The organism is Planctomycetaceae bacterium, from assembly GCA_041398825.1.
Lineage (GTDB): Bacteria > Planctomycetota > Planctomycetia > Planctomycetales > Planctomycetaceae > F1-80-MAGs062.
The window spans coordinates 76,853-96,942 of the sequence record JAWKTX010000013.1 but is presented as its reverse complement, the minus strand read 5'-3'; the positions used below and the strand labels follow the sequence as shown (position 1 = coordinate 96,942).

The 20,090-nt window shown below is 54.8% G+C and carries 17 protein-coding genes, 2 tRNA genes and 1 pseudogene; 19 read left to right on the top strand and 1 reads right to left on the bottom strand.

Annotated elements, in window-relative coordinates; all coding sequences use genetic code 11:
- Nucleotides 1–145: 145 nt before the first annotated feature.
- The 7 genes from R3C20_21215 to R3C20_21185 all read left to right on the top strand — a co-directional run bounded on the left by R3C20_21215 (nt 146) and on the right by R3C20_21185 (nt 7,540).
- On the top strand, nt 146–1,852 hold the full coding sequence (locus tag R3C20_21215) for a DUF4198 domain-containing protein (protein MEZ6043028.1): 1,707 nt from the start codon (nt 146–148) through the stop codon (nt 1,850–1,852).
- A gap of 329 nt (nt 1,853–2,181) precedes the next feature.
- Complete coding sequence (locus R3C20_21210; GenBank protein MEZ6043027.1) at nt 2,182–3,546, top strand: PQQ-binding-like beta-propeller repeat protein; 1,365 nt, start codon at nt 2,182–2,184, stop codon at nt 3,544–3,546.
- Between the two features lie 227 nt (nt 3,547–3,773).
- Nucleotides 3,774–3,845, top strand: a tRNA-Ser gene (locus tag R3C20_21205).
- Between the two features lie 159 nt (nt 3,846–4,004).
- A tRNA-Trp gene (locus R3C20_21200) sits at nt 4,005–4,075 on the top strand.
- A 399-nt stretch (nt 4,076–4,474) separates the two neighbouring features.
- Nucleotides 4,475–5,452: an SDR family oxidoreductase gene (locus R3C20_21195; GenBank protein ID MEZ6043026.1), complete on the top strand. Its 978-nt coding sequence runs from the start codon at nt 4,475–4,477 to the stop codon at nt 5,450–5,452.
- Nucleotides 5,453–5,639: 187 nt separating this feature from the next.
- Nucleotides 5,640–6,368, top strand: coding sequence for a DUF434 domain-containing protein (locus R3C20_21190; GenBank protein ID MEZ6043025.1), 729 nt, complete (start codon nt 5,640–5,642; stop codon nt 6,366–6,368).
- Between the two features lie 236 nt (nt 6,369–6,604).
- A complete protein-coding gene (locus tag R3C20_21185; protein MEZ6043024.1) occupies nt 6,605–7,540 on the top strand; it encodes a hypothetical protein in 936 nt (311 codons plus the stop codon).
- A gap of 171 nt (nt 7,541–7,711) precedes the next feature.
- On the opposite strand, the gene ilvC is transcribed toward R3C20_21185, so the two are convergent.
- A complete protein-coding gene (gene ilvC / locus R3C20_21180) occupies nt 7,712–8,716 on the bottom strand; it encodes a ketol-acid reductoisomerase (GenBank protein MEZ6043023.1) in 1,005 nt (334 codons plus the stop codon).
- Nucleotides 8,717–9,195: 479 nt separating this feature from the next.
- On the opposite strand from ilvC, the gene R3C20_21175 reads away from it, so the two are divergent.
- The 12 genes and pseudogenes from R3C20_21175 (at nt 9,196) to R3C20_21120 (ending at nt 19,919) form a co-directional block, all read left to right on the top strand.
- Nucleotides 9,196–10,308, top strand: coding sequence for an ATPase, T2SS/T4P/T4SS family (locus R3C20_21175; GenBank protein ID MEZ6043022.1), 1,113 nt, complete (start codon nt 9,196–9,198; stop codon nt 10,306–10,308).
- Nucleotides 10,218–10,424 (top strand): annotated as a pseudogene (locus R3C20_21170) (ATPase, T2SS/T4P/T4SS family). The gene R3C20_21175 and the pseudogene R3C20_21170 overlap by 91 nt, the downstream one beginning before the upstream one ends.
- A gap of 62 nt (nt 10,425–10,486) precedes the next feature.
- Nucleotides 10,487–10,906 (top strand): hypothetical protein, encoded by a 420-nt coding sequence (locus R3C20_21165; GenBank protein ID MEZ6043021.1) that lies wholly within the window; start codon nt 10,487–10,489, stop codon nt 10,904–10,906.
- Between the two features lie 502 nt (nt 10,907–11,408).
- Nucleotides 11,409–12,224, top strand: coding sequence for a type II secretion system F family protein (locus R3C20_21160; GenBank protein MEZ6043020.1), 816 nt, complete (start codon nt 11,409–11,411; stop codon nt 12,222–12,224).
- A 36-nt stretch (nt 12,225–12,260) separates the two neighbouring features.
- Complete coding sequence (locus R3C20_21155) at nt 12,261–12,830, top strand: type II secretion system protein GspG (GenBank protein MEZ6043019.1); 570 nt, start codon at nt 12,261–12,263, stop codon at nt 12,828–12,830.
- Between the two features lie 145 nt (nt 12,831–12,975).
- Nucleotides 12,976–13,797 (top strand): prepilin-type N-terminal cleavage/methylation domain-containing protein, encoded by an 822-nt coding sequence (locus R3C20_21150; protein ID MEZ6043018.1) that lies wholly within the window; start codon nt 12,976–12,978, stop codon nt 13,795–13,797.
- Entirely contained in the window at nt 13,794–14,396 is a 603-nt protein-coding gene (locus tag R3C20_21145) for a hypothetical protein (GenBank protein ID MEZ6043017.1), read from the top strand. Before R3C20_21150 ends, R3C20_21145 begins: the two co-directional genes overlap by 4 nt.
- Nucleotides 14,393–15,541, top strand: a complete 1,149-nt coding sequence (locus R3C20_21140; protein MEZ6043016.1) for a prepilin-type N-terminal cleavage/methylation domain-containing protein — start codon at nt 14,393–14,395, stop codon at nt 15,539–15,541. The genes R3C20_21145 and R3C20_21140 overlap by 4 nt, the downstream gene beginning before the upstream one ends.
- Nucleotides 15,538–17,193 carry a type II secretion system protein GspK gene (locus R3C20_21135; GenBank protein MEZ6043015.1) on the top strand — a complete coding sequence of 552 codons (1,656 nt, stop codon included), beginning with the start codon at nt 15,538–15,540 and terminating at the stop codon, nt 17,191–17,193. Before R3C20_21140 ends, R3C20_21135 begins: the two co-directional genes overlap by 4 nt.
- Nucleotides 17,194–17,197: 4 nt before the next feature.
- Nucleotides 17,198–18,997 (top strand): hypothetical protein, encoded by a 1,800-nt coding sequence (locus tag R3C20_21130; GenBank protein ID MEZ6043014.1) that lies wholly within the window; start codon nt 17,198–17,200, stop codon nt 18,995–18,997.
- Entirely contained in the window at nt 18,994–19,497 is a 504-nt protein-coding gene (locus R3C20_21125; protein MEZ6043013.1) for a hypothetical protein, read from the top strand. Before R3C20_21130 ends, R3C20_21125 begins: the two co-directional genes overlap by 4 nt.
- The gene (locus tag R3C20_21120; protein MEZ6043012.1) at nt 19,497–19,919 is read left to right on the top strand and encodes a hypothetical protein; all 423 of its coding nucleotides are present in this window, start codon (nt 19,497–19,499) and stop codon (nt 19,917–19,919) included. The genes R3C20_21125 and R3C20_21120 overlap by 1 nt, the downstream gene beginning before the upstream one ends.
- Nucleotides 19,920–20,090 lie beyond the last annotated feature (171 nt).

Here is a 20,090-nt window from a genome sequence, read left to right as displayed (position 1 = left end):
GACCGTCTCGCCCATGGCCGACAGGCAAGACCGATTCACACACTGGACACAGAACAGCCGTGGCCCGTCGGTAACGGATTCAACACGGAGCTTTCACATGTACAAACAACACAAACTCGATTCATCGAAAACTCAGGAGACCCCAATGATCAACTGTCTGAAGACATGGTGCATGCGAGCCGCAATTGCACTCGTTGCGATGCCCCTGACCGCGAACGCTCATTTTGTGTGGCTGGTACCGACTCAGGTTGACGGCCAGCCGCGAGTCTGCGTGTACTTTGGCGAAGACGCTCACGACGACAATGCCGAATATCTTTCCCGAGTGAGCGGGGTGGTCGTTCACCGAATTGTCGGAACGGCGGCCGCCGAAGCCGTCCCACTGACAAAGACCGACGAACAAATCTTCGCCTCATGCATCGAAGGCGGCGTGTATATCGCGTCTCATGATCTGGGTGTGATGGATCGCGGCGACGCAAAGTTCCGCCTGCTTTACTACGCCAAGACGGGGCCCAAAGCCGGTGCCGCCGAATGGAAGTCCTGTGTCACGAGTGACAACCTGGTCCTGGACGTGGTTCCTGAACTGCAGGGTTCGCAGATTGCGGTAACAGTCACCTTTCGCGAAAAGCCCGTGGCCAATGCAGAACTGACGGTGGCTCGACCAGGAGCGGAAGATGTCAACGCGACGACTAACGATCAGGGACGGGCGATGTTTGATGTTGCGGATGCCGGAGTGTATTCGCTGCGAGCCAAATTTGTGGAAAGTGTTGCCGGGGAACTGAACGGCAAGGCTTATCCGGAAACGCGCCACTATTCGACGGTGTCTCTGCACGTTCCCACGACTAATCAGCCGATTCAGGCAGTACGTCTTCAGGACCTGCCTCAGCCCGTGACAAGCTTTGGAGCAGCCACCCTGAACGACGCGGTTTACACATACGGTGGGCACACCGGAGGTGCACATTCCTATTCCAGCGGGGAGCAGGGTAACCGGCTGATGAAGCTGAGCCTGAAATCGGGCGAATGGGAATCACTTGCCGAAGGTCCCGGACTTCAGGGACTGGCTCTGGTGGCCCATGATAACCGGCTGTATCGCGTCGGTGGCTTTTCAGCAATGAACGAGGAAGGCGAAGAGCATGACCTTTGGTCCCAAAGTGACGTGTCCTGCTTTGATCCCGTCGACGGCCAGTGGCACGAACTTCCGGCTCTGCCGGAACGCAGATCATCTCATGACGCAGCCGTTGTCGGTGACAGCATCTACGTGGTCGGCGGCTGGGCAATGAAAGGCGAAGGCAATTCCGTCTGGCATACAACTGCCTGGAAGATGAATCTGACTCAGCAGCCTCTTCACTGGCAACCCATTGCATCGCCGCCATTTCAGCGTCGAGCTCTCGCAACAGCCGCTCATAATGGTCGGCTGTACGCCATAGGTGGCATGCAGCGCGAAGGGGGGCCGACGACAAAGTCAGCCATCTATGATCCTGCTTCCGATACGTGGAGCGAAGGGCCGGCTCTCGTTGTACAGGAAGAAGCCCATCCCGAAAGTGAATCCTCCGGCGAAGAATCAGACAACACTTCCGGCCGGCGTCGCAACATGTCGGGCGGCATGATGACCGGTTTCGGAGCATCCGCCTTCGCCACTGGCGGATACTTATACGTGACGACAGTGCAGGGGACGTTGCAGAGGCTCAGCGAAGACGGGACGAAATGGGATGTGATCGCGAAGACTCCCACGGGTCGTTTCTTCCACCGTCTGCTTCCACTGGATGATCAGCACCTGATTGTTATCGGCGGTTCCAATATGAGCGTCGGCAAATACGAAGAAGTGGAAGTCATCAGCACTCAACCTCAGTCATAACACCACGGCGGGGCTCAACGCCCTAACCTATCTGTCCGTTGAAAAACCGGGACAGGCACGCAGGACGGCTGAAAACCGTCGCGTTTTGAGGTCTCCTGTCGAGCCGGTCCCATTTTTCAACAGGGTGCTGGTCCGTTTTTGATGTTTAACCTGATGCCGTAGGCGCAGTTTATACTTTACTCGGTGCCAAATGAGTGATTCTGTTTACTCCGACTCAATTCAGGCCGCGGGCAGAATAAGTCAGGCTGGACAGGCCTCACCTGCGGCGTCAGGTTAATCGATCTCGTTTTACTTTCGTGACGTGCAGTATCTTTCAACGAAAACCTGTTATGAAAAGACTCATCACACTGGGACTCGGCGTTTTGCTTTCGCTCGAGGTGTTCGCAAGGCCCGCCTTGGCGCACGATTCGTGGGCTTCGTTCCAAAACGGCGGGCAGGTTTCGCTGGACACAACGGCTCCGACGGCCGGCACAAAACCACGCTGGACTGTGGAACTCGCTGGTTATGGCCAGTCGACTCCAGTCGTCTGGCACAGCCACATTTACGTGACCAGCATTGAAGGCGGCAACAAAGACACCTGCCATGTCGCTGCCTATTCGTTAACAGATGGAAAGCAACTCTGGCGGCATGCGATTTCCAACGCTACGCCTCACGAAAACAACGAATACGTCAGCAGAGCAGCCCCAAGTCCGGCGGCCGATGACGCAGGAGTCATCTGTCTGTTCGAAGGTGGTAATCTGGTCGCGTTAACTCACGATGGCAAGATCCGATGGGAACGCAATCTGGTGGTCGACTATGGCGCCATTGTCGCTCGCCATGGATTAGCAGCATCGGTGGAACAATCAGCCGACCACGTCTTTATCTGGATGGAACGTTCTGAAGAGCCGTATGTCGTCTGCCTGAAAAAATCCAGCGGTGAGACCAGGTGGAAAGTCCCCGGAGTCGGTGCCACAAGCTGGGCAAGTCCGCGTCTGGTCCCGGTTGACGGCGGTCAACATTTGGTCTTGAGTGCCAGTGGTTCCCTGATGGGTCTTGATCCGACTGACGGCAGCCAACTGTGGAAGCTGGAAGAACTGACCGGAAATTCCACGCCAACTCCCATGCCACTGGGTGACGGAAAATTCCTGATTGGCGCGACGGTGGGGCGAGGTGAAAGCGGTAGCGGTCGAGCTGCGGAATCAAATGGAATGGTGCAGATTTCGCGCACCGCTGATGGTATTTGGAAAGCCGATTATGTCTGGCGAGCCAGGAGAGCGACCAGCAGTTTTGCATCGCCGATTGTACATGAAGGAGTCGCCTTGTTTGTGAATCGCGAAGGCGTGCTTTACGGACTGGAAGCCGCTGCCGGAGATGAATTGTTTGCGAAACGTTTGTCCGGAAGTTCATGGGCAACCGCAATCGGACTTTGCAACGGTAGCGTGTTGGTTCCGGCTCGTGATGGAAAGATCGACGTCGTCAACGGCCTGAAATCAGACCTCACTGTGACGACGCTGGACCCCATTCCCGTCGCTGCGAAAGACAAGAAGGATCCTGTCCCTGCCGCTGGCTCACCAACAAATAGCGGGCCTCCGGGCAGCAAAGCCCCGGTACTTTATGCCGCCGTGGTTGTCAGAGATTCTCTCTTGCTGCGTCAGGGGGATCGATTGATCTGTCTCGCGCTGAACAGCGATGACACGGCCGTTTCAGCTCCGTAATGCGAGGGAGAATTGATCAAAGTTCTCCTGAACACAACCTGCAAATTGTCGCCACAACGGATTGGAAGAGAACTCAGAGCGATCGTCAGGTGATTTCATCACTTGCTGTACGCGAGAAATACCATCTGGCAGGAACTGCGAAAGCCTGACAGCGAACCAATTCGTCAGCATCCGTGTCGCTGAATAGTTCCCCACAACGGGTTCGCTACACTATCACACTATCCGATGCATCGATGGTCCAACTGGAAGGGCGCGCGACTGCTTGTCGCGAGATAGAAGTTCGAATCTTCTTCGATGCATTTTCAGGTCTTTGCGTTGCCATGTCTATATACTGTTTGGCTGAAATGAAGTACCGGAAATCTGCACTGTTTGACGGAATGCAAGGGTGCCCTCCCGGCGAAGACCTGACCGGGCTGAATCACCCGCAGCCTGCAAGTGCTCGCAGCGAATGTCAGAGCGGAGTCGTGGTATCGTGGAAGCAGATCGGTCCCAACTAACGGAGGCGGAGGTTCAATCCCTTCCGACTCCATCGGAATTGCCTTTCACCGAACAAGCATTTCTAACCTGCCTGGATGTACTGCAGACAATCTCCGAGGCTCCCGAACTGGTAGACGATCAGGACCGCTTCAAGAGTCTGATCACGAAAATACATCGCACCGCAAAAAAGCAAAAAAAGCAGCAACGACAGAGGCAAATCGCCGCAGCTGACCGCAGGGCGATTGAATCAACCACCATCGTGCGGCAGCTGATACCTCATTCGCCTTTCAAGGAGCTGGCGGATTCAGGTCTTCCGTCTCCAGAGCCAGCGAAGCGAATCCGGCCGCATTCGTGCTATATCTGCAAGACCCCATACACGCAGCTTCACCATTTCTACCATCGATTGTGCCCCGGTTGTGCCGAGTTGAACTGGCAGAAACGAAATGAACGGGTGAACCTGAATGGTCGAATTGCTTTAGTCACCGGTGGCCGCATAAAGATTGGTTACCAGACTGTTCTGAAGTTACTACGTGACGATGCCGCAGTTGTCACGACAACCCGTTTCCCGGTTGACGCAGCAAGAAGATTTCAACAGGAACCCGACTTCGAGGATTGGCGGAATCGCCTTGAGATTCACCAACTGGACTTACGCAATCTCACCTCTGTAGAAACATTTGCTGATGCAATGATTTCTTCGCAGTCACATTTGGACATTTTGATTCACAACGCGGCACAGACAGTCAAACGGCCATTGGCCTACTACCAACATCTTCTGTCAACACATTGCGATTCCGAGGCAACAACACTGATCCACTCTCATCACAACCCCTTCGCTCTGCTGGAATCACACCCCGAGTATAAAGGTCACATCGCTGCCATAGAACAATATTTCCCAACGGGCTTGCTTGATGTGCATGAACAACAAGTCGACCTGCGTCCCATGAATAGTTGGCGCAATAAGATTGAAGACATCTCAACCATCGAAATGCTGGAGGTTTACCTGGTCAATGCAGCCGCACCGTTTATTCTGACCAGACGACTCAAAACTCTACTTCGTCGCTCGCCCAGCCAGCGACGATTTATTGTCAATGTCTCGGCCATGGAGGGCCAGTTCGGTCGGCTGAACAAGACTGTCTTTCACCCTCATACCAACATGGCGAAAGCCGCCTTGAATATGCTGACACGGACTTCAGCTGCAGACTTTGCAGAGTCTTCTATCTACATGAACAGTGTCGACACAGGATGGATCACCGATGAAAAGCCAACGCCTCTCGCAGACCAAGTGCGGGACAAGCATGGCTTTTACCCGCCGCTCGACGTCATCGACGGGGCCGCCAGAATTTATGCTCCGATTGTTCAGGGATACAGCGAACCGGACGAGCCGTACTGCGGCTGTTTTCTCAAAGACTATCAACCACACCCGTGGTGAAGCATGCCACAACATCATTCGACAATCCATTGTCCAATTCAGGACATTGCCCCTTTCCAACCCTGTCCGGAATCGGAAACTGATGCGTTGATACGCCTTATTCGCAGTGCTTACCGAACTTCGAGGTAGCGATCCTGAAGTCGAATGATTTCGCAGATCCCCCAATCCGGACAGGAAAACTGATTCCATGGCTCATGAGCGACGACATCGCGGCACGCATCCGGAAGATGCATCGTTTTTTTCTGATCAGCAGATTCCGAAGCTGCGGGAAGCTCTTTCCGAATACTGCTGGTTGCTGAGTCGCCACTACGCCACTGCTTCGTCGCTAAAACTGGTCGGCGACAAGTTCCAGCTTTCTGAACGCCAGCGAATGTTGCTCATGCGATCTGCCTGTTCCGACAGTCAGCGGACGAATCGACAGACGAATCAGGTTGATAATCACGACCTTCAGGGCCAGCAGGTATTCATCGATGGATTCAATTTGCTGATCACAATCGAAAGCGCGTTGAGCGATGCGTATGTGTTCGTCGGTCAGGATGGCTGCTACCGGGATCTTGCCAGTGTTCATGGAACTTACAAACGAGTTCAGGAGACGCTGGAGGCCGTAAACCTGACAGGCCGCGTCTTGTCAGATCTGAAAGTGGAACAAGCAACCTGGTTGCTCGACAAACCCGTTTCCAACAGCGGACGCCTGAAACAAATACTGGACGAACAGGCTGTGCGCAACTCCTGGAACTGGCACACAGAACTGCACCCGAATCCCGACGATGAACTCTCTCGGGTGGATGGAATTGTAATCTCAACGGACAGCGTCATTCTGGATTCTGCAAAACGCTGGTTTCATTTGAATGCATGCGTAATCCATCAAATGACTGAATTTTCACGGCTGGTTGATCTGCGTTCTCTGACTGCATGAGAACACTCCAGTACGCGAACTGATTGACCGGCAACAAAATCCCGGCACAATGACGGAGTCACTCCTCAGTGAAGGATTCTGACCGACCATGATCTAGTCGCGGCATTTATTTCCGCTGCTCCGAATACGAGTGAACTCAAGAAGAGTTCGCCCACGAACACGTACCACCTTCGCTTCGGAATATTGCTGACATCATCCCCACAAGACTGTCATCGCACTGCGAGGCACCTATGCAAATGTGTGTCAAACTCTTCCTGTTCAGCGTCTGCTCCCTCAGCATCCTGCCGAATCCAGCATGCCGGGCAGAACATGAAACTCATGCGGCAACCGGCGGGCAGGAACGATTGAGAGAAGAGGAGATTGCTCTGGGATCAGCCACAGCCAGGGCAGGGTTCCGGAACGAAGATGAAATCCGGGATGCGTTCAATGACTGGAAGAATCATTCAGAAGCTCAGGAGTGGCTTCGCGCAATGGGATACGGACGAGACGACATTCTCGGAGTGCAGGCAACAAAGCCCCACGGACAAAAGGCGGATGTTGAAGTTCGTATCACGACGAAGACAGGAACGTCGTTTGAGCGCATCTCCGTCAAGCTCGTCAGTAACAGGAACGGGTTCAATCAAATCGACAAACGCTGGCTGAAAACATACGCAGAAATGTGGAACATGCCCGGGAATGTCCATGAAGCATTGAAACTCTTCGTTGGAGAAAAGCCACCGCTGAAGTCAGGGAGAGATGAACGCCGGATGTTCCTGAATGAGTTGCCGGATGAAGATCAAAAAGCTGTGATCGAATTCTTCCGGCAGAATCGTGAAACCATTGTCAGCGATCTTCTGGCCGGAAACGGTGAACAGGCCGCCGACTGGATCATGGTGACACTGAAGGGTAAAGCCGTCGAGGCTGGAGTGTCAGAGGGAGCTGGTGAAGACCCGGAGAGCAACTTGTCTGTACAACGGAGATGGACGATTCGATCGACCCAGGAAGCCACTGCATTCTATGGCGATGGAGAGGTTTCGTTGACTCGATATGGCAGCCTTCGTATCGGGCGAATCACCATGCAGCGCAAAGGGGGTGACAACGGGAGGCCCACGGCGAGGATGCTGCAATTCAAGATGAATCCGGTTGAGCTGTTTGAACTCGAACAGGACATCAGCGTTCGCCGAAGGTTCTGAGTCTTCTGTAAATGCCTTTATGGAAATCATCAGCCAATGAAAAACAAAAGCCCGGCATCTGTGCAGATGCCGGGCTCAATAATCGCGAATCCGTTGGACATCTCCCGAGCAGGACATTCCGTTCTTGTACGGCGCTGCCGATCAGGAATAGGTTCTCCAACGGCCTTGTGATCAGACTTCTTTCGCCTTAATCCAGCTCATCATACGTCGCAGTTGCTTGCCAACGACTTCGATTTCGTGGGTGCGTTCACGTCGACGTGTGGCGTGGAACGACGGTTGCCCCGCTTTATTTTCCAGCAACCAGTTGCGGGCGAAAGTGCCGTTCTGAATTTCGGTCAGAACGCGTTTCATTTCCGCCTTTGTTTCCTCTGTTACGATTCGGGGCCCGGTTGAATAGTCACCATATTCCGCCGTGTTCGAAACGCTGTACCGCATGTAGTTCAGGCCGCCCTGGTAAAACAGGTCCACAATCAGCTTGAGTTCATGCATACATTCAAAGTAGGCCATTTCCGGCTGATAGCCAGCTTCAACGAGCGTTTCGAAACCGGCTTTCACCAGCGCGCTGACGCCGCCACACAGAACAACCTGCTCTCCAAAGAGATCGGTTTCGGTCTCTTCAGCAAAAGACGTCTCAATCACGCCGCCTCTGGTTCCACCGATCCCCTTGGCATACGCGAGTGCGAGCTGCCGCGACGTCTCTGATGCACCTTCGCTGAGGGCGATCAGGCTAGGAACTCCACCACCGGCTTCGTATTCACTTCGCACGAGGTGCCCGGGACCTTTTGGAGCAACCAGTGCAGCGTCTACACCAGCTGGCGGGACAACTTGCCCGAAGTGGATATTGAATCCATGGGAACACATCAGCAGGTTGCCGGACTTCAGATTCGGCCGGATATCGTTTCGGTAGACATCCCCCTGGAGCTCATCCGGAAGAAGGATATTCACCAGGTCACCCTGTGCCGCAGCATCAGCAGCGGACATCGGCTTGAAGCCATGACTGATTGCAAGATCGTAGTTCGGGCCACCCGGGCGCTGTCCAATGATGACATTGCAACCGCTGTCGCGAAGATTCTGAGCCTGTGCGTGTCCCTGGCTGCCGTAGCCGATAATCGCAATCGTCTTGTCTTTCAGAAGACTCAAATCGGCATCGTCGTCGTAGTAAACCTTGGCGGCCATCGTCAAAAAGTCCTGTTCTTTTCTAAGCGGAGAAGCAAACCACTGTCCTCAAACTGCGCAACTCCACACCTTCAGCGGGGTTCGCACAAAAATCCGGCCCAGATTGGAGTGTTTTCGACAGTCGGAAACAAGCGAAACGCCACATGATTCGCGAAAGTGAAACGCAATCCTGCAGATCCAATCGCATCCGCCCGTATTTTCCCGGGAAGCTGTCAATTCAGTCACTGAATGGACGTCTGAGGCCGGAATAACCCGAATCTTTGGCTTAACCCGCAGGGACGGGGGGAACTTGTCTGGACCGAAAGCCGGAATCGCAGTCCGAATTTCCTGTACCAGATGAGAGAACAGTTGTGATCCTGAGATAACGGTTGTGATCAGGTCGGCTTGAATATAACCTGTTTGCCAGCTGGTGAGTTATGGAGAGTCGCCAGTCCCGCCTGTTCCTCCCTCCTCTACACCTGCGCCGGCAGGAGTTGTTCATGTCCACTGCACTCACGGGTGCCACCTCCCGAGACAATTCTGCGCGCCGTTTGTCGCGGACTGAGTTAAAGCTTGCCAGACAGGCTTTCTCCGATCCTGCGCGCGGCCTGGTGCGCCTTGCGGATGATCTGGGATTGGCGAATGACCTGGAGGCCTTGCAGGCAATCGGTCAGTCGTTGAATCTGAAGCTGGTTGACCTCGCCGAACAGTCGGTCGATATGTCGCTCTTGAAGGGTTTTCCGCTGCGGCTGATTCACCGTCACAGTGTATTCCCGATCGAACGCACCGACGACGAAGTGACTCTGGTGATTTCAAATCCGTTTGATGTGCAGGGGCCGGACGCTGTCGCGGCGGCCACTGGCCTGTACGTCAATCCGGTGCTCGCACTTCCCCACGAGGTGGCCACGCTGATCAAATCCCATCTTGGGGTCGGCGCGGAAACTCTGGATGGGCTGATGGCTCAGGTGGAAGAACCGGCCGATGGACTGGAAGTGATCGGTGAGCTGGAGTTCGACGAATCTGAAGCAGCCGCGATGGCTCAGCAGGCGTCGGTGGTGCGACTGGTAAATGACATTCTGGTCGAAGCAGTGAAGTCGCGCACCAGTGACATTCACATGGAGGTTCAGGAATCCGGAATCAAGATCCGCTATCGGATTGACGGAGTCCTGCAGACTCAGCCCGTTCCCCAGGAACTGAATCGTTTTCAGGCCGCCATCATCAGTCGCCTGAAGATTATGGCTCACCTGAATATCGCGGAGAAACGCATTCCACAGGACGGTCGAATCAAGATTCGCGTGTCGGGGCGCGAAGTTGATATTCGCGTTTCGATCATTCCGATGCTGCACGGCGAAAGCGTCGTAATGCGCGTTCTGGACAAAGACGCACTGTCGTTTTCTCTGGCCGGCATCGGCATGGAAGACGACGTAAATGAACAGTTTCAGCGACTGATCCGCATGCCGCACGGCATTGTGCTGGTCACCGGCCCCACAGGTTCGGGCAAGACAACGACACTGTACAGCGCGTGGCGGAAATTCGTTCGGAACGAAACAAGATCATCACCACCGAGGATCCAATTGAGTATCAGCTCGAAGGCATCAACCAGATTCAGGTGAATCACAAGGTCAGGCTGACGTTTGCTGCAAGTCTGAGAAGTATTCTGCGGCACGATCCGGATGTCGTGCTGGTCGGGGAAATTCGTGACTTTGAAACAGCCGAAAATGCAATTCAGGCTTCTCTGACCGGTCACATGGTGTTCAGCACCCTGCACACCAATGACGCAGCCGGCGCTTCATGCGTCTGGTGGATATGGGAGTCGAACCGTTTCTTGTGTCCAGCACCGTGGAAGGCATTATGGCTCAGCGGCTGGTACGGCGGCTGTGTCGTGACTGCTGCAAAGAATATCAGCCAGCGTATAACGAAGTTCCCGACGACTTTCCTTTCGATGAAATCACCTACGGAACCACCATTTACCGTCCGGTTGGCTGCCGCAACTGTCGTGGAACCGGATTCTCCGGACGAATGGGCATTTACGAACTCCTGGAAGCAAACGACGAAGTCCGCAAGCTGGCGCACGACAAGGCTGGCACCGACCTGATTCGCAAAGCAGCGGTTGCTGCAGGGATGAGGACTCTGCGCGACGACGGCTGGCGGAAAGTGCTTCACGGGAAAACAAGTATCGACGAAGTGCTGCGAGTGACCAAAGCGGATTAGTGCAACATGCGGTTTTGTTAGCTCGCACGCACGCCGGTTGTTGCCTGGCATTGGCCTGTGCCGCTTGCTGACACACCATGACTGATCGATGACAACCAATCATTTCAAATCATGCAGGAATTTGCCTACACAGCTCGCAACATGGCAGGTCAGGACGTCAGCGGCCTGATTACAGCCGAGTCGCGCAATGATGTGATGGCTTTGTTGACGGATAAGGCACTGTTTCCCATCGACGTGAAGCCGTCAAAAGCTCCTTCTTTCGGCCTGAAATTTAATCGTCCGATCAAGACAGAACTGCTGGCCAGCACGCTCACTCAGTTGTCCGATCTGCTGGCCAACGGGGTGCCGATGCTGCAGTCGCTGGAAGTTTTGATCCAACAAACTCCCAACGATCGGCTGCAGTCGGTGCTGGCTGATGTGCGCAGTCGCATTTCGGAAGGAGCACAGTTACATGAAGCCATGAAAGCTCACAGTGACGTCTTTAACGAACTGACGATCAGCATTGTGCGCGGGAGCGGAAGGTGCGTTTCTGGAAGAATCGCTGCAACAGACGGCCGAGTTTCTGGAACGGCAGGAGGAGCTGCGGGCCAAAATTCGTGGCGCGATGGCGTATCCCGCCTTTCTGGCCACGGCCGGGTCGATTGTCACGATTGTGTTGATCGTGTTTTTCGTCCCCAAATTCGGCGACCTGTTCGCTCAACTGGAACGCGAAGGAACTCTGCCAACGGCCACCGTTGTTCTGCTTTGGCTCAGCGATTTTCTGGGGAAATTCGGCATTCTGGTTGCGTTAGCACTGATGGGTGTCGTGATTGCCATTCGGAAGTGGGCTGCGACGCCGGACGGACGCCGGAAAATCGATCGTGCGAAAACTCGATTGCCGGTCTTCGGGCCCATTTTTCTGAACGGAGCAACATCACGTTTCTGTCGTATTCTGGGAACGCTGCTTCGAAACGGAGTGCCCATGCTGAAGGCTCTGGAGATCAGCAGCGATTCGTCAGGCAACGTCGTGCTGGGCAGTGCTATTCGCGAATCGGCAGAAAACATTTCTTCCGGTGCGACTCTTTCGGAACCTCTGTCGAAGTGCGGGCTGATTCCATCCAATGTGATGGCCATGATCAGCATCGCGGAAGAAGCCAATAATCTGGAACGAGTTCTGAATAACATTGCCGACGGCATCGACAAAAAGGTGGCTCGGCAACTTGATACAATGGTTCGTCTGATTGAACCGGCGTTGTTAATGGTCATGGGAAGTGCCGTGCTGTTTGTCATTGTGGCACTGCTGCTTCCGGTATTTGAAATGAGTACATCGATGGGCTGACGCGGTTCGCTCAGCATTTACGAAAGGAATGCACAGATGAAAAAACGAAATCTGAACCTGATTAAGAACTCACGCCGTGGCTTCACGCTGACGGAGCTGCTGATCGTGATGGCCATTCTGGTCCTGCTGGTGTCGCTGGTGGGCCCGCGACTGCTGGGCAGCAAAGAGAAAGCAGACATCAATTCTGTGAAAACGCAGATCGGAATGTTTCAGTCGGCACTCGAACGCTACGCAATTGATATGAACAAATTCCCGTCGTCAGAACAGGGACTGGCGGCATTGATTTCAGAACCGTCAGCGGACTCGGCCGGAGGTGATCTGGAAAGCGGCTCCGAAGCAGCTCCGGAACTGGAGGGCGATGAAAACGGTGGTGGAAGTTCATCCAACTGGGATGGTCCTTACATCAAAACAGAAAAGCTGCCCAAGGATCCGTGGGGCAACAGTTACCGCTACGAATTTCCCGCCACCCACAACACGTTAAACGTGCCTGACATCTGGTCACTGGGCCCGGACGGACAGGAAAACACCGAAGATGACATTGTGAGCTGGACCGGTGACGGAGCGGCCAGCGAAGGCGGAGACGTCTCATCAGATGGCGATGTTTAGAATCGTAAGGAAGAATTTGCGTGCACAGTGTGTGCGTATTTCATCAGGCGATCAACGGAAGCACCTCGGCGTCTGGCACGATCCACGCCGAATTGCTTTCCACGCCAGTGGGCCCGAGGCCGTGCCCTTGTTAGGCGGAGTGATAATGTTCAGGGCGATCTGCAAACTCTTGCGCCTTGCAGACGACTTCCGTCGGATGCCGGTGTACGAATCCAGTCTCCCTCCGGCCTTCCGTGAACGAAAGCGTTGGAACAGACTTGTTGGCACAGGAAATGTTGGGGCAGGGCAGGCCGTTGGATCAGCACGCGGCGGATTCTCTCTGCCGGAACTGCTGATCGTGCTGGCAATTCTAACCACCATGACAGCGTTCGCGTTGCCTTCGATGCGCGGGCCCCTGGACAAGAGCCGTCTGCGATCGTCTGCAACATCAGTCAAAGCCGCCATCGCGAAAGCTCGTGCCACTGCGATTCGCCGCGGCTGTGACGTGCTGTTCCGATATCAACCCGGGACCGACCGCTGGTGGCTTGAATGCTCAGGAACACCGTTCGGTTCGTCTGCGACTCTCACGACCGATGGCGCACTGGATGAACGAATCACTGGAACTGAATCATCGCCGGGCAACAAGTTGGAAGTCATCCACGAAGGCCAGCTTCCAACAGGATGCTGGTTTATCGAACCCGTCATGGCCGAAGTCACACGGGCGAATTCCGGATTGCTGCCGGATGCCCAAGCGGATTCGGTGCCAGGACTCGTTGAGAATGCGCCGATTGGTTCTGATCGAGAGATGGAGCCGATTCGATTCCGTCCGAACGGTCGAAGTCGTGACGCCGAAATTCAGATCGGTGGCAGTCGAAACTTCGCGGTGAAGGTGAATGTTCGCGGCCTGACCGGAAGCATTTCGTATACGGCTCCGTTTCGCCTTCCGTCTATAGATCAGCAGGACGTGGTGAGGGAGGGTGCCATATGATGCGATTCCCTCGCCCGCCAGTTTCTCGACGGTCTTCGCGATGTGGCTTCAGTCTGATGGAAATCATTCTGGCGACTGCCATTCTGATGGGCAGCGTGATTGTGCTGGCGCGGCTGGCGGGGATGGGGCGATCAACGGCTCAGAAAGCAGCCCTGCTGTCGCAGGCGCACCGTACCTGCGAACGCACCATCAACGAAATCGTTCTGGGCCAACGCCCGCTGCAGGCCGTTGACCGCGCGGTGCTGGAAACCGTCGTGCCAAACAGCCAGATGACGACACTTGATGACCTCACACGGAACGAAGCGTTGTCGAATGACGTTTCACAGAATTCCGAATTTCAGGTGAGTGTTCCTCAACAGCGTTGGCTGCATTCGGTCGTGGTAACTCCGATCAGAAACATGCCGGAACTTGTAAGAGTGACCGTGACTGTCGAACCGGATGACTCTGGACAGTTCATTGCACAGCCGGAGACGAACGAAGTTGAATCCGCAGCCCGGAAGCGACGGAATCAATTTACTCTCAGCCGTCTGATTCGCAGCACGTCGGGCGTCAACATCGGTAACCCGGACATGTTCGACTTTGCGGGGAGCTTCCCATGAACCTCGTCGGTCGATCCCTGCCCACCACGCGCGGCGGTTACACACTGGTCGAAATGATCATTGCGATGGTGCTGGTGTCTGTGCTGATGTCCAGCGTGTGGACAATCATGTCGTTGTACAACAGCCTGCTGACAGCGGGACGAGATCGCACCACAGAGCAGCAGCTTGTGCGGTCGCTGTTTGAGCTGATGCACGACGATCTGGCAGGAGTGAATGTGGCCGAACCGACACCGTCGATGATGGAATTCGGTGACACCCTCAACGATCTCACTTTCGTCGCACCCTTGCCGTCCGCCGCCACTAACACCGGCTTACAGCCATCACCATTCGAAGAGCAGCCATTCGACGGACGACAGACCACCGAAGCGGAAAGCCGTGTGGGCGAATTGTCTTTGTCGGGGACTTCCACTGCACTGCGGTTGAGAATTCGTACATTCGAACCACCGACCTTCCACACCGCGTCCGACATGGATCTCCTGAATGAACTCGGTGGTGGCTCAGCGATGCAACAGCAGGATGTTGGCAACGTGACGGAATTTCAGACCGTCGTCTACCAGATGATTACAGCGGAGAACGGGGGTTCCGCCGATTCCGTCTCGACTGTTCTGGTGCCGGGGCTGTACCGTATTCAGTCCGATACTCAATCCGTGGACGCGCTGGAAGCCGGGCAATCAACAGCAGAACTGCAGCGGCAGGTCAATTCGATCGAAATTTCACGACAGAACCTGCTGCTGTTGATGCAGGCCGAAGACCAACTCACCTTAGCGTCAGAACCCGATTCGCGAGACTTCAGCAATCTGCCACAGGCAGACATCGAATCCATTCCGGAAGTGATCAATTGTCGTTTTGAGTACTTTGACGGAAGCCGCTGGTTGTCTTCCTGGACTGCAGATCGATTGCAGGGATTGCCCGAAGCGGTTCGCATTTCACTGGATGTTGTTTCACAGAAGGATCTGCGACAGCGCGACGAAACGTACCCTCTACCGACCACAGATTTGACAAGTGCTCCTGAAGCGTCAGCTTCCGAAACGATCTCTTCACATTCCACAGACGACTTGTATCCACAGGCAATTGCGGCTCGACGTTATTCGAGAACGATTCTGTTGACCCCAACAGATGCTGGTCTTCCGGGAGGTTCTTTGTGAATGCAGCCCGATCACAACCAGGGGCAGACTGGACGTTCGCGCGTCTGTCAGTTTCAGCGCGCCGTGGTGTGGTGCTGATTGTGGTTTTGGTGTTGGTCGTGATGATCGCGTTCGCCGGATTTGGCTTTGTTTCGGAGATGACAACCGAATACGAAGCCACACGCATCAACGGCGATCTGCTGCAGGCTCAGCAGGTCATGGCCAGTGCTGAAAACTATTTGCTGGCTCACGTTGCTCGCCAGCAACAACCTCAGCAAGAGACTTCACCGGATTCTGTGCTCTCAGAATCCGCGAATCCTTTTCAGGCAGTCACTCTTGCGTCGCTAAGCGAATCTGGAACCTCAGATGGTACGGCCCCGATGGATTCAGAATGGCGTTTTGCTGTCATTCGCAATCTTTCGACGTTCGACGCCATGCGGAAGCAACAGCGGGGAACTCAGGCCTATGTGGGCGCGGAAGAGATCGATCTTCTCAACAACATCGATACCTTTGCCGCCCCGGAATTTGGCATAGAGAACGAATCTGCCAAACTGAACCTGGGGCGAGTGCTTTACTGGGACACGGTCGAACCTGGCCGAGGTCGACGCGCGTTGCTGCACATTCCCGGAATGACCGAGGAAGCTGCTGATTGTATTCTGGACTGGATCGACGACGACGACACACCACGCCCATCCGGCGCCGAACAGAATGAATACCGGCAACAGCAGGAACGCAACGCTCAACAGATCAATGTTCAGCCTCGAAACGGACTGCCGCAGACACTGACCGAATTGCTGCTCGTTCGAGGCGTCACCCGGGCCGCGTTTTTCGGTTCCGGCGGATCTGCATCAGACACGGCGTCTGCCAGCTGGGAAAGATATCTTACGCTGACTTCTGCGGAACCGACGCAAATCAGCCCCCCCAGAATTGTTCTCAACCAACTCGCATTGTCGGACCTTGCTGATCTGGAGAAACGTCTGTCTGCAGCGGTGTCCCCGGGCGTGGCACGTTATGTTGCGCTGGCTCTGATGGTTGGAGTGAATTCTGCACCGGCATCGTTGCCCCCAATGAATCCGCTGGCGGTCGATCTGAATTCTTTGCCCGTCGTTTCCATCAACGGAATGCTGAAACTACCGGACCTGATCGACAGTTCCGTCGTGGTGAATCAGCCAGGAAATCGACAACGAGTTGACAGTCCATTTCGGTCCGACGACCCGGAATCGCTGCGAATGTTCGCTCGCCTGGAGCAGTTGGTAACAACTGTCGACACAACACGACCGGTGGTGCGGGGACGAGTGAACATATTACTCGCCAGTGAAGAAGTCTTGCGGGCACTCACCGATGATCCGGCGATTGCATCCCAAATTGTGCAGCAGAGACAATCGTTGTCCGGCGATGAACTCCACAGCTCTGCATGGCTCTTGTCCCGGCGAATTGCTGATCTGCAGACGTATCGTCGTCTTTATCCTGACATAACGACCGGTGGTAACGTTTATACGGGTGAGATCGTTGTGTACCGGGCTGTGGGAGGACCCTTCCTGCGTCGTAAAATCACAATCGATGCTGCCAACGGCGTGCCACGACGGGTAAACTGGCTGGACAAGACATCTGTGCCGTTGCCGTTGACACTTCAACAACTGGAACCACAGGAAGGGTTGTTTGCGGTCGAGTAGTTTAGTGTCTGCGACATCCCTGCGTTTACCCGGGGACCGAAAGGTCAGAAAATCCAAAGCGGGGCTTTTCGCTGCGGGCTCAACGGTTGGTTTGAAGGTCCGTTGTCCATCTCACTTGTATCACTCATTTCATGATGAACAAAGCATGAAATCACTGGCCATCAGCTGGAATGCCTCTCTTGTTCGATTCGTCCTTGGCGAATCAACAAAAGGAAACGCTTTGCGCGTGCTGCAGTCGGGTGAACGCCTGCTCTTTAGTGATGCAGCAGGTTCGAATAGCGCGCCCGTGGTCGACGAAAATCCATCTGCAGAAGGGACCGAGACAAACGAGAGCTCAGGCCCCGACGGTGAGTCGACAGACGCTCTGAAAACCGGAAACCTGCCGGACGCACTGGTCGTAACCGTTCAGTCAATTATCCGCGAACACAAGGCAAGCAAAGCCAGACTGTTGATCTGTGTGAACCGAGGTCTGGTGGAGGCAGCTTCATTTCCAGTGCCGCCGGCAGATGTTCGAGAACTTCCCGTCATTGTCAACAACATGGCCAGTCGATATCTGTCTGGTCTGTCTAAAGACAGCGTGGTGGACTTCGTTCCGCAATGCGATGCGGATGATCGCATTGTTCGGGTCACGGCCATGGCATTGCCGAAGGCTGAACAGGAACTGGTGCAGCGACTCGCGAAGGAATCCGGTTGTGCCAGCGCACGAGCCATCGTGGTGACTCATCCGTTACGACTGTTTGCTTCGCCGGGCGATGGGGCAGCCAGCTCTGTTTCTCTGGTCGTCAGCAAAGGTCGACAATCTGGTCAGTTGCTGCTGATGCGTGGTGGAAGCCCGTTCTTGTCTCGATCTCTGCGATTGCCCCGGGGAGTCAGGGGCGAACGTGAGGCCGTTCATCTGGCAGCTGAAGTTCAGAAAACTCTGTTCGCTGTGGAATCGGAATCCGGCGAAGATCTGCACATCACCGATGCCGTCGTGATCGGTGCCGAAATTGAGTGTTCGCCGCTGCAGGCAGAATTGTCCAGGCAGCTTGGAATGGAAGTGCGCCGTGTTTCGGCAACGTCCGTGGTGGAAGGCGAAGTGGGTGATGCAGCCGTCAGCGCATACGCACCATTGATTGCGGCATGTGCCGAAGATGCTCTGAAAGTTGCCCCCGCGGTCGACTTTCTGAATCCGCGACAACCTCCGAAGACCTTCAGCCGCACACAGCAGGCACTGGCTATTGCAGCGGCTTTGCTGCTGTTACTGGGTGGAGGCTGGTACTACGTTAACTCAATGTTTGCAGAAGCTCGTGCCGAAAATGCTCGACTGAGGGTTCGCAGCCGGGAACTGGACGAACTGGTCAAAGACACACGTTCCAAACGCAATCTGGCGAAGGTACTGGCAGCCTGGGAAAACAACCGCATCAGTTGGCTGGATGAACTTCGAGACCTGACGATTCGTACGCCGTCCAGCCCGGACCTGACGATTGATCAATTCTCTGCTGCCGCATCCGGTTCCGATTTTATTGTGAGCTTTCGCGGTACCAGTAAACGTCCGGAAGTCATTCGGGCGATGGAAGAACAACTTCGAGACAAATACCATTCTCCGAAAACGCCCGGCATTCGCGAAGTTCAAGTCGGGCGGGAAAGCCAGTGGGTCTTCCAGACCACCATGGGTGTCAAACATCGTCCGAAGAACTCGTACACCAGCCACCTGGCAGATGAGCAAGAATCGCCGGCCCCACCTCCGAAGAAGTCAGCAGGGAAAATGTCGGGGCGAACAGACAATGTTACGGCAACGGCTGCATCGAAGGAGCGGCCATGAAAGTAAATCGACAACAGGTATTGCTGGGGGTATTAATCCTGACAGGCGTTCTGCGTGCTGGCGACTTTGTGCTCTCGTCTATGATACAAGGGCCGCTGCAGGAGTTGCGTGGTGACAACAGCGAACTGCAGGAGACCATCGAGAAACAGGAGAAGCTGCTGGCAGAAGCTCGCACCGCAGGGCAACGAATTGAAGCATGGCAACAGCGATCATTGCCGTTCGATACCGAAACAGCTCGATCCCTTTATCGCAACTGGCTGCTGGACATTGTACGGCAGGCAAAGCTGCGAGCTGCAACGGTAGATTCCGACTCCCGGCAAATCGTTACGGTCTGTATCGCGATGCCACCCATCGTTCAGGCCTGGCGGCACATTGCGGGAAATCACATCGGCCCTGTTTCAGTTCGAATCAGCTGCATAAGGCACCGTATTGTCAATCTGCGAATCACCCTGTCGCCCAGTCAGGACAGTTTGACCTGGCCCTGGGGATCGAAGGGCTGATGCTTCCAAAAACGCAGCGGACCTCACTGCCCAAAGGGAAATCACAGTTGCTGGCATCAACTCACGAACGCGACTACGACGTCATTGCACGCGACAACCTGTTCGGAATCGGTATCAACCATCAGGACCCGATGAAGCTGACAATCCTGAGCGGCATCACGTATCGCAATGGCCAGCCGACCGCGTGGATTACCGAACAAATTACAGATGCCGTACATCAGGTATCTGCCGGCGATGAATTTCAAACACATGCTCTGCACGGAAAGATTGTTCAGGTCGACGAAAAATCGATGACATTCAAGTCGGGCGAATTCCTCTACACCATGCAGATCGGCCACAGCTTTGCCGAAGCCAGCGTTTCAACCATTGAAACGCAGCAGCCGGAAGTGGACCTGGCGGAGAGTCCGAATTCCGCCGACTAGGCAGTCCGCCCGCGATCACACCTTCGCGTCTGTATAGTCCGGCAGAATCTGCGGGAATCCCGTCGGAAACCAGCCTCCACCCTGACACTATCCTGCCTATCCTGACTAATCCGAATAACCCGGACAATCGGATTAATCAGTCACTCCAGCCTAACCGATACCGGTTGAATG